At 72.9% G+C, this 1981-nt stretch carries 1 protein-coding gene and 2 pseudogenes; all 3 read right to left on the bottom strand.

The genetic code is table 11. The features are described 5' to 3' along the window. Nucleotides 1-522, bottom strand: a pseudogene (locus tag COGEMETH_RS21045) (glycosyltransferase); the annotation flags it as partial. Nucleotides 523-562: 40 nt separating this feature from the next. After that, entirely contained in the window at nucleotides 563-1705 is a 1143-nt protein-coding gene (locus COGEMETH_RS21040; RefSeq protein ID WP_238184554.1) for a GSCFA domain-containing protein, read from the bottom strand. 8 nt (nucleotides 1706-1713) lie between these two features. Continuing rightward, nucleotides 1714-1981: pseudogene (locus COGEMETH_RS21035) on the bottom strand (glycosyltransferase); the annotation flags it as partial.

The following is a 1981-nucleotide window of genomic DNA, read 5'->3' as shown; positions in this document are numbered from 1 at the left end:
GGACAGGAGCTGCGAGGCGGTGAACCAGTGCCGGTCGAACACGATCGGCACGTCGGCGGGGACTCTGGCCATCGCCATAGCCACGGCGGCGTGCGCGATGGAATCGGCGAGCGCGTGTCGGCCGGTCTGCGCCAGCCAGATCATCAGCGGCCCCAGGCCGTCGAAGGGGTGGAGCACGCAGCCCCCGATGGCCTGCGCGGTCATGCGCGCGATGGTCGACTTGCCGGCGCCGTCGAGCCCGTCGAGGACGAGGGCGATGCGACGGCCGTGCGCGACCTTCTCCTCAGCTCGGGTGATGCTGGAGGGATAGACCCGACCCTCGCGGCGCCCGTATTCGAGGTAGTGCGACTGCCCCTGCCAGGGGTGGACGAACAGGGCGGCGAGGTCCGGGTGGAGCCCGATATAGCCCATCGCGTCGAAATCGGCCGGCAGCGGCCCGTGCGCCGCTTCGAGCGCCGCGATCCGGGCGGCATCCTCCGGGCCGGGGGCATCGGCGTCCTGGCCGGTGGCATCTCGGGACATGGCTGCGCTCCACTCGGCTGTACGCGGGCTAGACACGGAGTCAGTGACCCTCGGCACGCGCGGGTCGGCGCCAGGGCCAAAGGGCGGCGCGCCGCCGGCGCGCTGGCGCGCTCTGCTCCGGCGTTTCGGCCGGGATTGGGCCCGACGCGTCGGCGAGCGCCTCCTCGCACTCCGCCTCGACAATCGCGGACGAGGCCAGGGCGGCGTCGGACGGGGCCGGCTGCGGCTCCGCCTCGACAGGCTCCGGCGGCAGGCCGCAAGCGTCGAGGAAAGTCGCCATCACCGCGCGGATGCCCGCCTCGCCGACGCTGCGCCGGTCCGGCGCGAAGAATTCGGCCGGGGCTTGGGGCCCAGTGACGATCTCGTAGGCGGGGAAGTAGATCACGTCGGGCAGGCTGCGGCTCACCTCCTCCGCGGCGACCCGCAGCACGGATTTGGCGTAGGTCGAGGCCGTGAGCACGTGCCCGTCGCCGGCCGTGGCGACCAGGGGCACCGGTGAGACGGTGAGGATGATCCGCACGCCCGCGTTGATCACACGCAGTTCTTGCACGAAAGCGGTGAGATCCGCGCTCACCTCGGCGCAGGAGAAGTCGACGAACCGGTGCCGGTCCGGGTCGAAGCGCCCGGCGACGGTGCCGGGGCAGGCAGGAAACACCGCGCCGTCGAGTGCCGTCCAGGCCTCGGTGAGCCCGAGGGTGAGGATGAAGACCCCGGCCTGCGCGAAGGCCTGCCGAGTCAGGGCGAGGTGCTGCCGGGTCAGGGCCTCGAATTCCACCTCGGTCCGGGCCGCGTAGCGCAGGCCCGGCCGGTATGGGTCGACCACCCGGTCCGGCTCGCACCAGCGGTCTTCCGCGGGGGCGAAGCGGCCGCAGGCGCGGCGCAGCAACTGAAGCAGTTGCCGGGCGGTGTAGACGTTGCCGTAGGCCGCGCTGTAGCGGCCGTAGCCCATCGCCTCCGGTGGGACCCGTAGCCAGTCCGCGAGCCGTTCCGTGCGCAGGTAGTGCAGGCCGGCCCGTTCGAGGAACGGCACGAGGTTGGCGGCAAAGCAGCTTCCCGCCGAGACGACGGTGGCCGTCTTCGGGACGAGAGGGCCGGCCCGGTGACCCAGCAGGCCGCGCGGGAGTCCGTCCGCGAAGGCGCGGGACCAGAAGGCGCGGTCGGTCTGCTGTCGGTAGGGATGCATACGGCCCTTCAGCCCGGCAGCGCCGGCATCATAGCCAGCACCTGCGCCGTCCCGGCCTCCGGGGAGAGGTAGGAGGTGTCGAGGAGCGGAATGCCGAGATCGGCCGCGAGCGTCCGGTAGGCGCCGATCCGGGCCTCGCTCATCTCCGCGCCGGCATCCCCGTCGCCGCGCGCTGCCATCCGCGCCAGGGTGGTCGGCCGGTCGGCCCAGCACAGGACGCTGAAGGGACGCGGCTCCCAGCCCGGCCGGTAGTCGGCGGACAGGAGCTGCGAGGCG

The organism is Methylobacterium trifolii (assembly GCF_022179685.1).
GTDB lineage: Bacteria > Pseudomonadota > Alphaproteobacteria > Rhizobiales > Beijerinckiaceae > Methylobacterium > Methylobacterium trifolii.
Note: the sequence above shows the minus strand (reverse complement) of the source record. Positions and strands in the feature narration are given on the sequence as shown.